At 73.8% G+C, this 19,680-nt stretch carries 4 protein-coding genes (1 of these 4 running past the window's edge); all 4 read left to right on the top strand.

Annotation, left to right across the window (positions count from 1 at the left end):
* Tightly spaced (each overlapping or abutting the next), the 4 genes in view from hmlB to AB1Z25_RS02535 form a layout consistent with a single transcriptional unit that may run on beyond the window.
* Positions 1-7,200, top strand: partial view of a jagaricin-like haemolysin non-ribosomal peptide synthetase HmlB gene (hmlB, locus tag AB1Z25_RS02550; protein WP_486636513.1) — the 3' portion only. 1,809 nt of this gene lie to the left of the window's left edge; only the last 7,200 of its 9,009 coding nucleotides appear in the window; its start codon lies off the left edge, out of view; the stop codon is at positions 7,198-7,200.
* On the top strand, positions 7,197-18,143 hold the full coding sequence (gene hmlC, locus AB1Z25_RS02545) for a jagaricin-like haemolysin non-ribosomal peptide synthetase HmlC (RefSeq protein ID WP_486636512.1): 10,947 nt from the start codon (positions 7,197-7,199) through the stop codon (positions 18,141-18,143). The genes hmlB and hmlC overlap by 4 nt, the downstream gene beginning before the upstream one ends.
* Positions 18,140-18,910 (top strand): SDR family oxidoreductase HmlD, encoded by a 771-nt coding sequence (hmlD, locus tag AB1Z25_RS02540; RefSeq protein WP_486636511.1) that lies wholly within the window; start codon positions 18,140-18,142, stop codon positions 18,908-18,910. The genes hmlC and hmlD overlap by 4 nt, the downstream gene beginning before the upstream one ends.
* Positions 18,907-19,680 (top strand): glycosyltransferase family 32 protein, encoded by a 774-nt coding sequence (locus AB1Z25_RS02535; protein WP_486636510.1) that lies wholly within the window; start codon positions 18,907-18,909, stop codon positions 19,678-19,680. Before hmlD ends, AB1Z25_RS02535 begins: the two co-directional genes overlap by 4 nt.

The raw sequence follows: 19,680 nt of genomic DNA, 5'->3' as shown, positions 1-19,680 counted from the left end.
TACGTCATCTATACCTCCGGCTCCACCGGCACGCCCAAGGGCTGCGTGGTCAGCCACCACAATGTGGTCCGCCTGATCGCCGCCACCTCGGAGCGTTTCGCCTTCGGCCCCGACGATGTCTGGTCGCTGTTCCACTCCTACGCCTTCGATTTCTCGGTCTGGGAGATCTGGGGGCCGCTGCTGTTCGGCGGCACTTGCCTGGTGGTGCCTTATTGGGTGTCGCGTTCGCCCGAAGCCTTCGCCGGCTGGCTGCAACAACACCGGGTGTCGGTGTTGAACCAGACCCCGGCCGCCTTCCGCCAGTTGATTCCCGCCGCCGCCGCTCACGCCTTGCCCGACTTGCGCCTGGTGATCTTCGGCGGCGAGGCGCTGGAACTGGCCAGCCTGGAGCCCTGGTTCCAACAACGCGGCGATCAGCGTCCCGAGCTGGTCAATATGTATGGCATCACCGAAACCACCGTGCACGTGACCGAGCGCGCCATCCGTCAGGCCGATCTCGACGCCCGTCGCGGCCAGGTGATCGGCCAGCCGATTGCCGATCTGGCCTTCCATCTGCTGGACCGCTTCCTGCAGCCGGTGCCCGTCGGCGTGCCTGGCGAGATCTATGTCGGCGGACCCGGCGTCGCCCGCGGCTATTGGAACCGTCCGGCGCTGACCGCCTCCCGTTTCCTGCCCAATCCCTTCGCCACGGACGGCTCCCGCCTCTATCGCTCCGGCGATCTGGCCCGCCGCCGCGCCGACGGCGAGATCGAATACCTGGGCCGCGCCGATCACCAGGTCAAGCTGCGCGGCTTCCGCATCGAGCTGGGCGAAATCGAAGCCGCGCTGTGCCGGCTGCCCGCGGTGCGCGAGGCGCTGGTGCTGCTGGACCGCCCCGCCGCCGGCGAACCGCGGCTGGTCGCCTACGCCGTCGGCGACGCCGAACCCACCGCGCTGCGCGCCGCGCTGGCCACCGAGCTGCCCGAACACATGCTGCCCGCCGTCATCGTGGCGCTGGAGCGTTTCCCGCTGACCCATCACGGCAAGGTGGACCGCGCCGCGCTGCCCGCGCCGCAAGCGGCCAGCGCCGCCCTGCGCGTCGAAGCCCGCTCGGACGCCGAACGCGCGCTGGCCCAGATCTGGGCCGAGGTCCTCGCCGTGCCGCTGCCCGGCATCGACGACAACTTCTTCGCCCTCGGCGGCGATTCCATCCTCTCGCTGCAAGTCGTCGCCCGCGCCCGCGCGCAAGGCCTGGCGCTGAGTCCGCGCCAGCTGCTGCTGGAGCCCAGCATCCGCCAGCTGGCCGCCGCGCTCAGCACGGCGGCGGCCGAGGAAGACGCCGCGGCCGCCGGCCCGCTGCCGGCCACGCCCATCCAGCGCTGGTTCGCCGGCCAGGAGCTGGCCGAGCCGCGGCACTGGAACCAGGCGCTGGCGCTGCAACTGGCCCGTCCCGTGGACGCGGCCCGGCTGCAAGCCGCGCTCGACGCCGTGGCCGCGCGTCACGACGCCTTCCGCCTGCGCTTCGCGCCGGAGCCGACGCTGGCCGAGGCGGCCGGCGGCTGGCCCTGCCGCGAACTGGAGCTGGCGGACGAGAGCGAGGAGGCCGCGCGCGCGGCGATAGAACAGGCCCAGCGCCAGCTGGACCCGGACGCCGGCCCGCTGGCCCGCGCGCTCTTGCTGCGCCGCGGCCGGCAAGCGCCGCTGCTGGCGCTGATCGTCCACCATCTGGCGGTGGACGCGGTGTCCTGGGGCATTCTGCTGGACGATCTGACGCAAGCGCTGGACGCGCTGACGCGCGGCGAAGCCCCGCGGCTCGCCGCCGTGCCCGCCAACTGGCGGCGCTGGGCGGAGCGGCAGCGGGCCGACGCCGCCGAGGCAGACCCCGCGCCCTGGCTCGGCCAGGCCGCGGCCGGCTTCCCGACGCTGCGCCGCGACTTCGCTGCGCCGGCGGCCAATACCGAAGCCGCCTCGCGGCTGCTCAGCCGCGAGCTGGACGCGGCCTTGACCGGCCGCCTGCTGGCCGCCGGGGCCCGCGCCGCCGGCCAGCGCGTCAGCGCCCTGCTGCTCTTGGCCTTATGGCGCGCGCTGGCCTCCCGGCTGGACGCGCCGCGCTTCGCTGTGACGCTGGAACACCATGGCCGCGACGCGGAATCCGGCCTGGACCTGTCCCGCACCATGGGCTGGTTCACCGCGCTGTATCCGCTGAGCGTGGCCGGCGACGCCGCCGTCGCCGGCGCGGCCGAACTCTTGGCCGCCATCGCCGCGCCCTTGTCGCTGTTGACCCCCATCGCGCCGGAATACGGCCAGGCGCGCTGGCTGGGGCCGGACAAAGAGGCGCGCCGGCGGCTGGACGCGGCCGGCCTGCCGGAAATCAGCTTCAATTACCTGGGCGCGCCGCGCGGCGTCGACAACGCCTGGTTCCAACTGCGGCCCGAGCTGATTGCCGGCGAACGCGCCGCCGCCAACCTGCGCCCCTTCGCGCTGGACCTGGTGCTGGTGGTGCTGGACGGCAGGCTGCGCGTGGACTGGCGCTACCCCGGCGGCCAGTTCGAAGCGGCCACCGTCGCCGGCTGGGCCGACGCCTTCGCCCGCGAACTCGCGCTGGCGCTGGACGAGATCGAGGCCGCGCCGCTGCTGGCCGCCGATTACCCGCTGGCGCGGCTGGAGCAGGCCGCCGTGGAGGAGCTGGCGCGCCGGAGCGGCCCTTTCGACGATCTCTATCCGCTGTCCCCGCTGCAACAGGGCATGCTGTTCCACAGCGTGGCCGACGCCGCCGACGGCGCTTATCTGGAGCAGCTCAGCAGCGTGGTCAACGGCCCTCTGGACCCGGACGCCTTCGCCGAGGCCTGGCGCGCGATGCTGGCGCGCCATCCGCTGCTGCGCTCCGGCTTCCACTGGCAGGGCCTGGCCCAGCCGCTGCAGGCGGCGATGCGCGCGGCGCCGCTGCCGATCAGCCGGCTGGACTGGTCCGGCCTGGCCGAGCCCGAGGCAGCGCTGGCCGACTATCTGGCCGCCGACGCCGCGCGGCCGTTCGCGCTGGACGCCGCGCCGCTGATGCGGCTGGCGCTGATCCGCCTGGGCCAGGACCGCTGGCGCTGGATCTGGAGCTATCACCACCTGCTGCTGGACGGCTGGTCGCTGCCGCTGTTCTTCCGCGAGCTGCTGACCCTGTACCGCGCGCTCAGCCGCGGCGAGGCCCCGGCCCTGCCGCCGGCGCGGCCGTTCTCCGCCTATATCGGCTGGCTGGACCGCGCCGGCCGCCGCGCCCGCTCGGACGAGCGCTTCTGGCGCCGCTATTTCTCCGGGCTGGAACAGCCCACCCTGCTCGCCGGCCCCGCCGGCGGCGGCGCCGACTTCGTCGAGCGGGAAATCCGGCTGTCGCCGGAGTGGAGCGCGCGCGCCGCCGCCGCGATGCAGGCTTGCGCCAGCACGCTGAACACCCTGTTCCAGGCCGCCTGGGCGCTGACCCTGGCGCGCAGCGGCCACGGCGAGGACATCGTGTTCGGCGCGGCCCTGTCCGGCCGCAACGGCGATCTGCCCGGCATAGGCGAAATGATAGGGCTGTTCATCAACACCCTGCCCTTGCGGGTGCGGCTCAATCCGGCCGCCGACGCGCGCGCGCTGCTGGCCCAGGTGCAGGCCGATCAGGCCCGGGTACAGGACTACGCCCACAACCGGCTGGTGGACGTCCAGCGCTGGGCCGGCCGCGACAACGCCCAGTTGTTCGACTCGCTGCTGGTCTTCGAGAACTACCCCGCCGACGCGCTGCTGCGCGACGAGGCCGCCGGCCTGGGCTTTGAAACGCCGCGCTTCAGCGAACACACCAACTACCCGCTGACGCTGGCCGTGATCCCCGGCGCGGCCCTGACCGTCAAGCTCACCTTCGACCGCAGCCGCGTCGCCGACGCGGCGGCCGAGGAATTGCTGCAACGCTGGCTTGCGGTGGCGGAACGCATGGTCGCCGCGCCGGACGCCGCCGTCGCCTCCATCGAGCTGCTGCCCGCGGACACGCGGCGGGCGCGGATCGCCGACGCCGCCCGGCCGCCGCTGGCCTCGCCGGAACTGGCGCAGCGCCTGTTCGAGCGCCAGGCCGCCGCCGCGCCGCGCGCGCCGGCCCTGCTGGACGAGAACGGCGCGCTCGATTACGCCGGACTGGACCGCCGCGCCAACCAACTGGCCCACCGGCTGCAAGCGCTGGGCGCCGGCCCGGAAACCGTGGTGGGCGTGCTGCTGCCGCGCGGCGCGGACGCGGTGACGGCGCTGCTGGCCACGCTGAAGGCCGGCGCCGTCTATCTGCCGCTGGACCCGGCCTATCCGGCCGAACGGCTGGACTATATGCTGGCCGACAGCGGCGCCGCCATCCTGCTCAGCGAAACGCGCCTGCTGCCGACGCTGAGCCGGCTGCCGGCCAAGCTACTGTTGCTGGATCAAGCTCCTGACGCTGCTGACTCCGCGCAGGACGCCGCGCCGCCCTGCGCCGCCTGCGTCGACAATCTGGCCTATCTGATCTACACCTCAGGCTCCACCGGCTGGCCCAAGGGCGTGGGCGTCAGCCATCGCGGCGTCGCCAACCTCTGCCGCGCCCAATGCGAGGTTTTCCAGGTGGACGCCGGCAGCCGCGTCTATCAGTTCGCCCCGCTGAGCTTCGACGCCTCGGTGTCGGAAATCTTCATGGCCCTGGGCAGCGGCGCGGCCCTGTGCCTGCCGGAGGCCGACGCCGCGCAAGACCCGGCCGGCGCGCTGCGCCGCGCCGCGCGGCGTCACGGCCTGACCCACGCCACCCTGCCGCCGGCGCTGCTGGCGGCGCTGGAGCAAGACGACCTGCCCGGCCTGCGCACCCTGATCTCCGCCGGCGAAACCGCCGCGCCCGGCCTGCTGGCGCGCTGGGCCGCCAAGCGCCGCGTGGTCAACGCCTACGGCCCGACCGAGGCCACGGTCTGCGCCAGCATGCAGGCCTGCGACGCGCTCGAGCCGCTGCCGTCCATAGGCCGCGGCATGGCCGGCGTCCGCCTCTATCTGCTGGACCGCTGGGGCGGCCTGGTGCCGCCCGGCGTGCCCGGCGAGCTGCACATCGGCGGCGAGGCGCTGGCGCGCGGCTATATCGGCCAGCCCGGCCGCACCGCCGCCAGCTTCGTGCCGGACGCGGTGTCCGGCCTGCCCGGCGCGCGGCTGTACCGCAGCGGCGACCTGGGCGAATACCTGCCCGACGGCGGCATCCGCTTCCTGGGCCGCGCCGGCGGCCAGGTCAAGCACCGCGGCTACCGCATCGAGCTGGACGGCGTCGCCGCCGCGCTGAACGCCCATCCGGACGTGGACGAAGCGCTGGCACTGATCCGCCGGGACGGCGAGCGCCGCCAGCTGCTGGCCTACGCCCGGCTCAAGCCGGAGGCCGCCGCCGACGCCGCCACGCTGCGCGAACACCTGGCCGCCCGGCTGCCGGCCCACGAGCTGCCGCAGGCCATCCTGATCCTGCGCCAATGGCCGCTGACCCCGGCCGGCAAGATAGACCGCGCGGCGCTGCCGTCGCCGGAAGACGCCGCGCCGGACGCGCCGGACGCGGACGCCGCGCTGAGCCCGGCCGAGGCCGCGCTGCTGGAGATCTGGCGCTCGGCGCTGGGACGCGGCGGCATCGGCGTTCACGACAATTATTTCGCCGCCGGCGGCGATTCCATCCTGGCCCTGCAAATCGTCTCGCGCGCCAAGCAGGCCGGTTTCGACATCGAGCCGCGCGCGCTGTTCGCCCATCCCACGGTGGCCGGACTGGCGGCGGTGGCCGGCGCGACAGCGCGGCGGCCCCACATCGAGGAGCCGGAACAGGCCGAGGCGCCGCTGGCGCCCATCCAGCGCTGGTTCCTGCAACAAGACTGGCCCACGCCGCAGCACTGGAACCTCAGCCTGCGGCTGAGCCTGGACGCCGCCGCGGACCCGGCCGCGCTGCGGGCGGCGCTGACGGCCGTGGCCCTGCGGCACGACGCGCTGCGCCTGAAGCTGCGCCGCGAGCCCGACGGCGGCTGGAGCCAGCATTACGGCCCGCGCGCCGCGCCGCCGCTTGAAACGCTGACGCTGCGGGAAACGGAAGCGGCCGCGCGCGAGGCGGAGCTGCAAGCCCACGGCGCGCGCTTGCAAGCCTCGCTGGACCTGGAGCGCGGCCCGCTGCTGCGCGCCGTGCTGATCGAGGCCGGGCCGGACGGCCGCCCCGAACTGCTGCTGATCGCCCACCACTGGGTAGTGGACGTGGTGTCCTGGCGCATTCTGCTGGACGACCTGGACCAGGCCTACGGCCAGGCCGCGGACGGCGTAGAGATCTCGCTGCCGCCGGTGGCCGTCAGCTACCGGGCCTGGGCGCGCTCGCTGGCGGAAGCCGCGCCCGCGCTGGCCGGCGAACTCGACTATTGGCGCGCCGCCGTCGCCCCGCTGGCCGCGCCGCCCGGACTCTCCGCCGTCGGCCGCGTGGCGGAGCGCCGCCGCGCGACGGTCAGCCTGGACGCCGACGCCAGCGCCGCGCTGCTGGAAGGCGGCGCGGAACGCTACCGCGCCCAGCCGCAGGAACTGCTGCTGGCGGCGCTGACCCTGGCCTGGCGCCGGCTGAGCGGCCTGCCCGCGCTCGCCCTGGACCTGGAAAACCACGGCCGCGGCGCGGCGGCGGGCCCCGCGCCCGATCTGTCGCGCAGCGTGGGCTGGTTCACCTGCCTGCACCCGCTGCGCATAGAACCGGCCGGCGACGGCTGGGAGCCGGCGGCGGCGGCGGCCAAGGCCGCGCTGCGCGGCGTGCCCGGCGGCGGCATCGGCTTCGGCGCGCTGCGCTATCTGGGCGATCCGGCCCAGGCCGCCGCGCTGGACCAGGCGCCGCCGCGGCCGCTCAGCTTCAACTATCTGGGCCGGCTGGACGACGCCGCCGACGGCGTGCTGCCGCGGCTGCGCGCGCGGCTGTCGGCGCGGGAGGCCGGACCGGCGCAAGACCCGCGCCAGCGGCTGCCGCACGCCGTCGCCGTCAACGCCCGCATCGAGAAAGGCCGCCTGCGGCTGGACTTCGACTACGCCGACGCCCACGACACCCCGGCCCTGGCCGAACAGTGCCGACTGGCGCTGGAAGAACTGGCCGCGCTCTGCCGCGCCGGCGGCCTGCCCGCCGTCGCCTACCACACCTCGGACTTCGCCGGCGTCGCGCTGGAAGAGAACGAATTGGCCGCCTTGCTGGACGACCTCACCGACATAGAATGACCATGACAAGCACACCGAACCTCAAAGACCAGATCCAGGACATCCTGCCCCTGAGCCCGCTGCAACGCGGCGTGCTGTTCCACACCTTGTTCGCGCCCGGCTCGCCGGTCTATTTCGAGCAATTGATCTGCCGGCTGGACGGCGCGGTGGACCCCGCCGCCATGGCCGACGCGCTGGAGCGGCTGGCCGAACGCCATCCCATCCTGCGCACCGCCTTCGTCACCAAGGGCCAGGCCGAGCCGCGCCAGGTGGTGTTCCGCCGCGCCCGCGCGCCGCTGGCCGTCCACGACTGGAGCCAAGACGATGCGGCCGAGCGCGAGCGGCGGCTGGAGGCGCTGCTGGACGAAGACCGCCGCCGCGGCTTCCAGCTGAACCGGCCGCCGCTGATGCGGCTGACGCTGCTGCGCTACGGGCCGGCGGAATGGCAGCTGATCTGGAGCCACCATCACATTCTGCTGGACGGCTGGTCGCTGCCCATCCTGATGCGCGATTACTTCGCGCTGCTGTCCGGCGCGGCGCTGCCTCCGCCGCCGCCGCCCTTCTCCGCCTATCTGAGCTGGCTGGGCCGCCAGGACCAGGACGCCGCCGCCAGCCGCTGGCGCGCCCTGCTGGGCGATCTCGCCGCGCCGACGCCGCTGGGCCTGGACCGGCCGGCGCTGCCGGGCGCCTTGGCCGGCGCCGACGTCGGCCAGATCGAACGACGGCTGGACTACCGCGTCGACGGCGACCTCGCCGCCGCCGCCGAACGCTGCCGGGTAACGCCGGGCACCCTGCTGCTGGGCGCCTGGGCCATCCTGCTCAGCCGCTACGCGCGCCAGGACGACGTGGTCTTCGGCCTCACCTTGTCCGGCCGCGCCATCGACCTGCCCGGCGTGGACGGCATGGCGGGCCTGTTGATCAACTCCCTGCCGCTGCGCCTGGCGACGCCGGCCGACGCCGCGCTGCCGCAATGGCTGGCCGAGGTGCAGCGCCGCCAGCTGGAGCTGCAATCGCTGTCGCACAGCGATCTGGCCGACGTCCAGCGCCACAGCGGCGTGCCGCGCGGCCAGCCGCTGTTCGAAACCCTGGTGGCGATAGACAACTTCCCGATAGGCGACGCCCTGCCCTCGGACGGCTTGGGCTTCCGGATTTCCGACGTTTCCCAGCGCGAGCGCACCCACTACCCGCTGACCCTGACCCTGGTGCCGGGCGCGGACGGCTTGAGCTTGAAGCTGGGCTTCGACCGCGCGCGGGTGGACGAGGCGCCGGCCGCGGCGCTGGCCGCGGCCTATCTGGAGCTGCTGCGCCAGATCGCCGCGCGGCCGGACGCCGCGCTGCGCGAGCTGGGCCTGGTGCGGCCCAGCGCGGTTCAGCCGCCCGCGCCGCTCCCGCCGGCCGGCCGCGGCGGGCCGGACACCCTGGCCGCCGCCTTCCTGGCCGCCGCCGAGCGTTTTCCGGACCGCGTCGCCGTCAGCGACGGCCCCGCGACGCTGAGCTACCGGCAGCTGCGCGCCCAGGCCGCCGCCATCGCGGAACGCTTGCGCCAGGACGGCGTCGCGCCCGGCGTCAGGGTGGGCATCTGCCTGCCGCGCTCCGCCGGACAAATCGCCGCCATGCTGGGCGTGACGCTGGCCGGCGGCGTCTATCTGCCGCTGGACCCGGATTATCCGGCAGAGCGGCTGGCCTATCAGCTGGACGACAGCCAGGCTTTGCTCACGCTGACCGACGCCGAACTCAGGCCGCGGCTGCCGGCGGAACACCGCTGCCTGTCGCTGGCGGAAATAGGCTGCGGCGCCAGACCGGCGGCGCGGCCACCCGCCGGCCTGGAAGCCGGGCACGGCGCTTACGTGATCTACACCTCCGGCTCCACCGGCCAGCCCAAGGGCGTGCTGGTTTCCCACCGCAACGTGCTGCGTTTGTTCTCCGCCAGCGCCCGCCATTTCGCCTTCGACGAGAACGACGTCTGGACTTATTTCCACTCCTTCGCCTTCGATTTCTCGGTGTGGGAAATCTGGGGCGCGCTGCTCTACGGCGGCCGCTGCGTGGTGGTGCCGCGCGAACTCAGCCGCGATCCGGCCGCCTTCGTCGAACTGCTGGGCCGCGAGGGCGTCACCGTACTAAACCAGACCCCATCGGCGTTCAAGCTGGCGATCGCCGCGGAAAGCGCCGCGCCGCTGCCGCGTCCGTCCGCGCTGCGCTGGGTGATCTTCGGCGGCGAGGCGCTGCGGCTGGCCGAGCTGCACCCATGGCTGGAGCGGCACGGCGACGACGGCCCGCGGCTGGCCAATATGTACGGCATCACCGAAACCACCGTCCACGTCACCTTCCGCCGCATCCGCGCCGCCGATCTTGAGGCCGGCGGCGAACTCAGCCCGATAGGCGAGCCGCTGGACGACCTGAGCCTGGAGCTGGCGGACCCCTGCGGCCACCCCGTGCCCTTGGGCGCGCCCGGCGAAATCCTGGTCGGCGGCGCCGGCGTCAGCCTAGGCTATCTGAACCGCCCGCAATTGAACGCCGAGCGTTTTCCCGGCGTCGGCGCGGAACGGCGCTACCGTTCCGGCGATCTGGCGCGGCGCAGCGCCGACGGCGAACTGCTCTACTGCGGCCGCATCGACCATCAAGTGAAGATACGCGGCTTCCGCATCGAGCTGGGCGAAGTGCGCGCCGCGCTGCTGAGCCATCCGGCGGTGAGCGACGTTCACCTCGTCGCCGCCGACGACCAACTCATCGCCTATCTGCGCGCCGACGACCCGGCCGCGGCCGGCGCCGACGCCTTGCGCCGCCATCTGACCTCGCGCTTGCCGGCCCACATGATTCCGGCGGCCTTCATCGCGCTGGCCGAGTTTCCGCTCACCCTCAACGGCAAGGTGGACGCGCGCGCGCTGCCGTCGCCGCAAGGCGCGCGCTCGGCGCTGGACACGCCCTACGTCCCCGCCGCCACCTCCAGGCAACAGCTGCTGGCCGAGATCTGGAGCCAGGTGCTGGGCCTGCCGCGCGTCGGCATCCACGACAATTATTTCTCGCTGGGCGGCGACTCCATCCGCAGCGTGCGCATCGCCGGCCTGGCCAAGGAGCGCGGCTGCCCGCTGAGCATCCAGGACATTTTCCGCCACGGCACCATCGCCGCCATCGTCGAGGCGATGGGCGAAGGCGAAGGCGAAAACACCAGCGCGCCGGACGCGGTCCTGCCGCCCTTCGCGCTGATAGACGCCGCCGACCGCGCGCGGCTGCCGCCCGAGGTGGAAGACGCGCTGCCGCTGGCCAGACTGCAGGCCGGCATGCTGTTCCACAATGAATACGACGACGGCCGCAATCTGTACCACGATGTGTTCTCCCACCGGCTGCGCGCCGACATCGCCCCGGAACGCCTGCGCCAGGCGCTGGCGGAGCTGAGCCGCGAACACCCGCTGCTGCGCACCGGCTTCGCGCTGGCCGGCTACTCCCAGCCCTTGCAACTGGTCTGGCGCGATCTGACGCCCAGCCTGGACATCGACGACCTGCGCGGCCTGTCGCCGCAGCAGCGGGACGAGGCCGTGGCCAGCCAGCTGCGGCAATTGAGCGAACAGCGCTTCGCGCCGGAACGGCCGCCGCTGCTGCGCGTCGGCTGCCTGCGGCTGGCCGACGACGAATGGCAGCTGACGCTGGCCTTCCACCACGCCATCCTGGACGGCTGGAGCGTGGCCACCCTGTGCGCGGCCCTGTTCAAACGGATGCGCGGCCAGACCGGCCCCGCGCCGGCTCCGCGCGCGGCCTTCCGCGACTTCGTCGCCGCCGAGCGGGCGGCGCTGGCCGATCCGGCGCAGCAGGCTTACTGGCGCGCCCAATTGAGCGGCCTGCCGTCCGCCGCCATTCCGCGCTGGCCGCAGCATGCCGCGCCGACGGGCAAGTCCAGGGTGGGCGCGCAGGAAATCGGTTTCCCGGCCGCCGTCGCCGCCGCGCTGATCCGCCTGGCCGCCGACAGCGGCCTGCCGCTGAAGACCCTGTTGCTGGCGGTGCACGCCCGCACGCTGGCCTGCTTGTGCGGCCAGGACGAAATCGTCACCGGCCTGGTCAGCAACGGCCGCCCGGCCGACGCCGACGGCGCCGAAGCGCTGGGCCTCTTCCTCAACACCCTGCCGCTGCGCGTCCGCGTCGGCGGCAGCTGGCGCGCGCTGCTGGCGGAAACCATGGCGGCGGAGGGCAACAGCCTGCCTCACCGCTTCTTCCCGCTGGCGGACATCCTCAAGCTGGGCGAAGCCGCCCGCTTCGAAGCCTCCTTCAACTACGTGGACTTCCACGTCTACCGCGAACTGGGCGAGGCCGGCGCGCTGGAAGTGCTGGACAGCAGCCGCCTGGAAGCGGTGGACATCCCGCTGGCGGTCACCTTCAGCGCCAGCCGCGCCGAGGGCGCCGTCACCCTGGGCTTTTCCTACGACCGCGCGGCCTTCCCCGACGCGCAAGTGGCCGCCATCGGCCGGCTCTACCTGGCCGCCGCCGAGGCGCTGACGCAGAACCCGGACGCCCTGTGCCTGGACGCGCCGCTGACGGAGAGCGCGCCCAAGCCGCTACGCGGCCCGTCCGCCGGCCTCGCCGACTTCTCGGTGCCGCAGGCCATCGCCGCCGTCGCGCGGCAACGCCCGGACGCGGTGGCCGTGGCCGGCGAGGGCGCGACGCTGAGCTACGCCGAACTGGACGCCCGCGCCAATCGGCTGGCGCGCCGGCTGCTGGCGCACGGCGCCGGCCCGGACGCGGTGGTGGCGCTGGACTTGCCGCGCTCGCCCGAGCTGGTGGTGGCGATGCTGGCGACGCTGAAAGCCGGCGCCGCCTATCTGCCGCTGGACCGCGGCCAGCCGGAAGCGCGCCGCCGCGACATCCTGCAAGAGGCCGCGCCGGCGCTGCTGCTCAGCCTGGACCCCGCCGCTGACGCGCCGCCCGGCTGCGCCGTCTTGCAAGCAAACCTGGCCGAAGATCTAAACGATGAAGACGCGGCCGCCCCCGTCGCGCCGGTCCATGGCGACGCGCTGGCCTATCTGCTGTTCACCTCCGGCTCCAGCGGCCGCCCCAAGGGCGTCGCCGTCGGCCGCGCCGCGCTGGACAACCACATGGCCTGGATGAAGCGCCGCTACCCGCTGGACGCGGACGACGCGGTGCTGCAGAAAACCCCGGTGGGTTTCGACGCCTCGGTATGGGAATTCTGGGCGCCGCTGACCCAGGGCGCGAAGCTGCTGCTGGCGGCCGAGGACGGCCACCGCGACCCGGACTACCTGATCCGCGCCGTGCGCGAACAAGGCGTCACCGTGCTGCAGCTGGTGCCCAGCCTGCTGGCCGTGCTGCTGGCGATGCCGGACTTCGCCGGCTGCCGCGCGCTGCGCCGGGTCTTCGTCGGCGGCGAAGCGCTGCCGGCCGCCACCCTGGCCCGCTTCCACGCCGCGCTGGACATCCCCCTGGTCAATCTCTACGGCCCCACCGAAACCGCCATCGACGCCTCCAGCGCGGAATACCTGCGCTCGGACCCGCCGGCGCTCGCCGTCGGCATCGGCCAGCCCATAGACGGCGTCGTCTTCCATGTGCTGGACGCCCGCCTCAATCCGGTGCCGCCCGGCGTGCGCGGCGAACTCTACATCGCCGGCTGCGGCCTGGCGCGCGGCTATCTGGGCCAGCCGGCGCAGACCGCGCGGCGTTTTATCCCGGACCCGCTGTCGCCGCTGCCCGGCGGCCGCCTGTACCGCAGCGGCGACATCGTGCGCCTGCTGCCGGACGGCGCGCTGGAATACCTGGGCCGCGCCGACGGCCAGGTCAAGCTGCGCGGCCAGCGGGTGGAACTGGAGGAGATCGAAGCCGGCCTCGCCGCCTGCCCCGGCGTGCGCCAAGCCGCCGCCGCGCTCTACCGCGACCGCTCCGGCGCGGACCGGCTGGCCGCCTACGTCCGGCTGACGCCGGAGGCCGAGGCCGGCGACTGGCGCGCGGCCATGCTGGCGGCGCTGCGCCTGCGCTTGCCGGAATACATGCTGCCGGCGCAATGGATCGCGCTGCGGCAATGGCCGGTCGGCCCCAACGGCAAGACCGACCGCGCCGCCTTGCCGGCGCCGCAGACGGACGCGGCGTCCCCGGCCCGCGGCCGCGCGCCCGACACCCCGCAAGAGCAAGCCTTGGCCGCGATCTGGCAACAAGTGCTGGGCCGCGAGGACATCGGCGCCGACGACAACTTCTTCCAATTGGGCGGGGACTCCATCCTCGGCCTGCAGATCGTGGCCCAGGCCCGCCAGGCCGGCCTGGCGCTGGCCGCGCGCGACATCTTCAGCCATCCCACCGTCGCCGAACTGGCCACCCAGGTCCGCCCGGCGCGGCCGGAAGCCGAACTGCCGGAGATTCCGTCCGGCGCGCAGCTGCCGCTGACCCCGGCCCAACACTGGTTCTTCGAACGCCTAAGCGCCCTGCCGCGTCCCGGCCACTGGAACCAGGCGCTGCTGCTGAGCGTGGCCGCCGGCGTCTCCGCGCCGGCGCTGCGCGACGCCCTGCTGCGGCTGGAACAAAGCCACGACGCCTTCCGCCTGCGCTTCGCCGCCGGCGCCGAAGGCTGGCGTCAACACTACGCGCCGCGCGAGGCCTTGCGCGAAGAAGACTGGCTGGAACGCGTCGATCTGAGCGCGCTGCCGGCCGCGGAGCGCGCCGCCGCCATCGAGGCCCGCGCCGAGGCGGCGCAGCGGGAGTTGGATCTGGAACGCGGGCCGCTGCTGCGGGCCGTGCACTTCGACTGCGGCGACGGCGAGGCCGGCCGGCTGCTGTTGCTCATCCATCATTTGATCGTGGACGGCGTGTCCTGGCGCGTGCTGTTGCAGGATCTCGCCGGCCTGCTGGCCGGCGTGGCCCCGCCGCCGGCGCGCGTCGGCTTCGGCCATTGGGCGCTGCGCCCGCGCGCGCCCTCCGCCGAAGAACGCGCTTACTGGCTAGACCAGGCGCGGCTGGCCGCCGACGCGGTCCGCGTCCCGCTGACGGCGGAGGCGGAACGCGACAACCGCTACGGCGCGGCCGACACCGTGGAACTGTCGCTGGACGGCGGCGAAACCGCCGCCCTGCTCCGCGGCGGAGCGCTGCGCGCCAGCGCCGAGGAAATACTGCTGGCGGCGGCGCTGGGCGCGCTGCGCGACTGGCTGGACGCCGACGCGCTGTCCGTCACCATGGAAGGCCACGGCCGCGACGACGAGACGCTGGACCTCTCCCGCACCGTGGGCTGGTTCACCGCCCTGTACCCGCTGACCGTGAGCGGCCTGGCCGAAGCCACGCCGCAGCGCCTGCTGCGCCGGGTCAAACAGACGCTGCGCGCGGTGCCGGCCGGCGGCGCCGGCTACGGCGCGCTGCGGCAGGCGGACGACGCCGACGCCCGCGCGCTGGCCGCCGCTCCGGAGCCGCAGATCGCCTTCAACTACCTGGGCCAGTTCGACGCCAGCCTGCCGGCCGACGGCGCGCTGGCGCCGGCGCCGGAATCAGTGGGCGCGATGGAAGACCCGGACGGCCTGCGCCCGCGGCTGATCGACATCGTGGCCCTGGTCAGCGACGGCAAGCTGTCGCTGCGCTGGAACTACGGCCGCGCCGCCCTGCCGCGCGCGACGGTGGAAGCCCTCGCCCGCCAGACGCGGCAGCGGCTGCTGGCGCTGCTGAGCCTGGACGCCGACGCCGCGGCGTCGGCCCTGACCCCGTACGATTTCCCGCTGGCCGCGCTGGACGAGGCCGGCCTGCCCGCGGCGCTGGGCGCGCATGGCGACATCGTCGACCTGTGGTCGCTGACCCCGGTGCAGGAAGGCATGCTGTTCCACTCGCGGATGGAAGCCGCCGCCGGCCCGGCCGGCGTCTATATCGAGCAAGTGGTCGCCGAACTGGACGGCGCGGTGGACCCGGCCTTGCTGCGCCAAGCCTGGGAACAGGTGCTGGCACGACACGACGCGCTGCGCGTCAGCTTCGCCTGGGAAGGGCTGGCCGCGCCGCTGCAGCGGGTCCACCGCGCGCCCGCGCTGCCGTTCTCGGTCCGCGAAACGCCGGACGAGGCCGCGCTGGAACGCTATCTGGCCGCCGACCGCGCCGCCGGCTTCGCGCTGGACGCCCCGCCCTTGATGCGCCTCGCGCTGCTGACGCGTAACGGCGCGCCGTGGCGGCTGGTCTGGACCCATCACCACGCGCTGCTGGACGGCTGGTCCATGGCCGTCGTCTTCGACGAGGCGCTGGCCCTGTACCGCGGACTGAGCCAGGGCCAGAGCGCGGCGCTGCCGCCGGCGCCCTCCTTCGGACGCTTCATCAAATGGCTGCGCGCGCACAGCGACCGCCAGGCCCAGCAAGCCTTCTGGCGCGACTACTTCAGCGGCTACGCCGCCGCGGCCGATCTGGCCCTGCTGCCGGCCGGCGGCCCGGCCCGGCCGCGTTCCCAGTCGCTGCGGCTGAGCCCGGAACTGGGCGCCGCGCTGCGCAAGACCGCGCGCGAACGCAAAGTCACGCTCAACACCCTGTTCCAGGGCGCGCTGGCGGTGGCCCTGTCCCGCATCGGCCGCTGCGACGATCTGGTGTTCGGCGTCACCATGTCCGGCCGGCCCGAATCGCTGCCCGGCCGCGACGCCGCCGTCGGCCTGTTCATCGCCACCCTGCCGCTGCGCGCCGACTGCTCGGCCGCGCAGCCTATCGGCGATTTCCTCGGCCGGCTGCAAGACGCCCAAAGCCGGCTGGTGCCGCACGAAGCCAGCGCCCTGGTGGACATTCAGCGCTGGAGCGGCCTGTCCGCGCGCCAGCCGCTGTTCGACGCGGTGCTGGTCTATGAGAACTACCCGATCCGCGCCGAGGTCGGCGACGCCGCCCAGGCGCTGCGCGTGGGCGCGGCCTCCGCGCGCGAGCAATCCAACTACCCGCTGACCCTCTACGTCAAACCCGGCGCCGACGCCATCGAGCTGGACGGCGTCTTCGACGCCGGCCGCATCGAGGCGGAACGCGTGGACGCGCTGCTGCACGCGCTGCCGCGGCTGCTGCGCCAGATCGCCGACGGCGCGGACCGCGTCGGCGATCTGCGCCTGGCCGAGCCGACGCCGCCGGCCGCCTTCCCGCCGCCGGACGGCGACACCGTGCTCGCCATGCTGAGCGCCGCCGCGCGCCTCACCCCGGACAAGATCGCGGTCGCCGCCGAGGACGGCAGCCTGAGCTACGGCCAACTGGTGAGCGGCGCGCGCGCGCTGGCGCGCCGGCTGATCGCCGACGGGGTGTCCCCGGGCGACACCGTGGCGCTGGCGCTGCCGCCGGACGCGCGCGCGTTGACCGCGCTGCTGGCCACGCTGTGGGCCGGCGCGCAATACCTGCCGCTGGACCCGGCGCTGCCGCCGCTGCGCCGCGACGCCATCCTGGAAGACGCCCGCCCCGGCCTGATCCTCGTCGACGGCGACGCCTCCGGCTGGCCCGCCTCCGCCAAGCTGTTGACGCTGCCCGCGCCCCTGCCGCACGCAGCCGCGGACATCGACGAGGGCCCGCTGCCCGGCGACGTGCTCCACCCGGAAGCGCCGGCCTACACCCTGTTCACCTCCGGCAGCACCGGCCGGCCCAAGGGCGTGCAGATCGCCCATCGCTCGCTGGCCAACATCCTGCGCCATTTCCGCGCCGAACCCGGCTTCGGCGCCGACGACGTCTTGCTGTCGGTCACCACCTGGTCCTTCGACATCGCGGCGCTGGAACTGCTGCTGCCCCTGGTCTGCGGCGGCACGGTCGCCATCGCGCCGGCCTCGGCCGCCGGGGACGGCCCGGCGCTGGCCGCCGAGGCCGCGCGCCGTGACGCCAGCGTGATCCAGGCCACGCCGGCCAGCTGGCGCATGCTGCTGGAAGCCGGCTGGAAGCCCGCGCCCGGCCTGCGCGCCTGGTGCGGCGGCGAGGCGCTGCCCGCCGATCTGGCCCGCGCGCTGCTGGACGCCGGCGCCGCACTGTGGAACGTCTACGGGCCCACCGAAACCACCATCTGGTCCGCGCTGCACCGGGTGGACGGCGGCCAGCTTCCGCCGCCGGCCGGACACGCCATCCGCCGCACCACGCTGTGGACGGCCGACCATCACGACCAGCCGCTGCCGCCGCATCTGGCCGGCGAACTGCGCATAGGCGGCGACGGCCTGGCGCTGGGCTATCTGGGCGCGCCGGCGCAAACCGCCGCCCGCTTCCTCCCCGATCCGCTGGCCGGCCGGCCCGGCGCCCGCGTCTACCGCAGCGGCGATCTGGCCTGCCTGCTGCCGAACGGCGAGGTCCGCGTGCTGGGCCGGCTGGACGGCCAGGCCAAGCTCAACGGCTTCCGGCTGGAGCTGGAGGAAGTGGAAACCAGGCTGCGCGAGCTGCCCGGCGTGCGCCAGGCCGCGGCGGCCGTCCGCCGCGACCCGCAAGGCCACGCCCGGCTGATCGCCTATTTGGTGCCGGACGACAGCGGCGCCTGGCGCGCCGGCGACGAGGCCGATCCAACCGCCATGCAGCGGGTCCGCGCCCGGCTGTCCGCCGCGCTGCCCGGCTATATGCTGCCCAGCCGCTTTGTCACCCTGGAGCGGCTGCCGCTGACGGCCAACCTCAAGCTGGACCGCAAGGCCCTGCCCGAACCGGCGGCGAACGCGCCGACCCGCGCCGGCAGCGCGCCCCAGGGCGCGCTGGAGCAAGCGGTGTGCGCGCTGTGGGAAGAAGTGTTCGAACGCGCCGGCGTCGCCGCCGACGACGACTTTTTCGAACTGGGCGGCCATTCGCTGCTGGCCACCCGCATCCAGGTGCGCGTCAACAAGATCTTCCGGCAGACCCTGCCGCTGCGCGCCACCTTCCACGCCCAGACCCCGCGCGCCTTGGCCGCACTGCTGGCCGAACGCGAGTCCGCGCCCGGCCTGGCCGCCAAGATCGCCGCCGTCTACCTGAAGCTGCGCGGCATGTCCGACGCCGAGCGCGACGCGCTGCGCCAGGCCGCCGCCCAAACCACCACCATGGAAACCGCAGAATGAAACTGGAACACATCAACGCCATCGTCAGCGGCGCCGCCAGCGGCATCGGCCGCGCCTTCGCGCTGGAACTGGCCCGCGCCGGCGCGCGGGTCCACGCCGCCGACCTGGACGCCGCCGGCCTGCGCCGGCTGGAGGAAGACGCCGCCGGCCTGCCCGGCGCGGTGCGCGGCTCGGTGCTGGACGTGAGCCAGGAAGCCGCGGTCCGCGCCTTTCTGAAAACGGCGTCTGAGGACGCGGAGCCGGCCAATCTGCTGGTCAACAACGCCGGCATCCTGCGCGACGGCTGGCTGGTGAGGCTGGACGTGGAAGGCTTCGTCCGCAAGCTGCCCACCGCGCAATGGCGGGCGGTGCTGGACGCCAACCTGACCGCGCCCTATCTGCTGAGCCGAGAATTCGCCGCCGCCCGCGTGGAGTCCGGCCTCAACACGCCGGGCCTGATCGTCAACGTCTCCTCGGTCACCAGCGCCGGCAATCCCGGCCAGTCCAACTACGCGGCGTCCAAGGCCGGCCTGGACGCGCTGACCCGGACCTGGGCGCTGGAACTGGCCCCCTTCGGCATTCGCGTGGCCGGTCTCGCGCCCGGCCTGACCGACACCCCGATGGCGGCGGGCCTGGCGCCGGCCACCCGCGAGGACTTGATCGCCCAGGTGCCGCTGCGGCGCATGGCCGAGCCGGCGGAAATCTGGCAGGGGCTGAAATTCATCATCGAATGCGATTACTTCAACGGCCGCATCATCGCCATCGACGGCGGAGCGACCTTCTCGTGAAGCCGACACTTTCCGCTCCGGAGGCGGGCATTCCGCGCCGCATCCATCAGATCTGGTATCAAGGCGCCGCCGCGCTGCCGGACAAATACCGCCGCTACCGCGACAGCTGGATGCGACGCCATCCGGACTGGGAGTTCGTGTTCTGGGACGCGCCCAAGATGCAGGCGCTGGTCGACGAACACTATCCCTGGTTCGCGGCTCGCTACGCCGGCTTAGAGCGCGACATCCAGCGCATAGACGCCGCGCGCTATCTGTTCCTGGCGCTGCACGGCGGCTTCTACATCGACATGGACATCGAAAACCTGCGGCCCATAGACCCGCTGCTGCCGGAGAGGCGGCTGATCCTGTCGCGCACCCACGGCTTCAACAACGCGCTGATAGGCAGCGCGCCCGGCCACCCCTTGTGGGACACCGTGCTGGACCGGCTGGCCGCCGGCCAGTGCGCGCCGCTGGACCCGGCCATGCCGGCCCGGCTGCGCGAATCGCCGGCGATGCGCACCGCCGTCACCGTGGGGCCGCGCTTCTTCACCTGGTGCGTGCAGCAAAGCGGCTGCCTGGACGACGCGGCCACGCTGTGCTGCCCCGGCTATTACTTCGAACCCGGCTCGCCCACGCCGGACGGCAGCTCCTGGCCGCCGGCCGACGATCCCGACGGCGGCTACGCCCGCCACCACATGGACCTCAACTGGCTGGACCTGCGCCACCGGCTATTGTCCCGGCTGAACCGGCTGCTGCTGCCCTGGCTGACGCGACGGCTGCCTTTGCAATGA

The sequence above is a fragment of the Chromobacterium sp. HL1 genome (genome assembly GCF_057418835.1).
The sequence above is the reverse complement of the archived record's forward strand: the minus strand, read 5'-3'. Positions and strand labels throughout refer to the sequence as shown.

Coding starts and splice junctions, on each gene's coding strand:
- hmlC (WP_486636512.1), top strand. CDS start 7,197: ATGACCATGACAAGCACACCGAACCTCAAAGACCAGATCCAGGACATC.
- hmlD (WP_486636511.1), top strand. CDS start 18,140: ATGAAACTGGAACACATCAACGCCATCGTCAGCGGCGCCGCCAGCGGC.